Source organism: Alkalibacterium sp. s-m-28 (assembly GCF_054658175.1).
Genome location: NZ_BAAGIQ010000414.1, coordinates 1 through 255 on the forward strand (window position 1 = coordinate 1; position 255 = coordinate 255).

At 32.9% G+C, this 255-nt stretch carries 1 protein-coding gene; it reads left to right on the forward strand.

All coding sequences use genetic code 11. From position 1 onward, the window contains the following. Positions 1-255: reverse transcriptase domain-containing protein (locus ACYQ4S_RS12810; protein ID WP_459771565.1), on the forward strand; the 255-nt coding region annotated here is incomplete at both ends.

Consider the following 255-nt stretch of genomic DNA (forward strand, 5'->3'; position numbering starts at 1 on the left):
ATGGCTTTCGAAAAGGTCGAAACGCCCATCAAGCAATTGAACAAGTACAACAATATTATGAGGAAGGTTATCGTATTGCGGTAGATTGTGATTTAAAGAATTATTTCGATACAATTAATCATCAAAAGTTACGAAATTATCTGGAATACTATATACAAGACAAAATCGTTCTAAAATTAATTTGGAACTTCCTCAAATCGGGTATTTTAGACCAAGACTTTTATGTTAAAACAGATATGGGGACACCACAAGGTG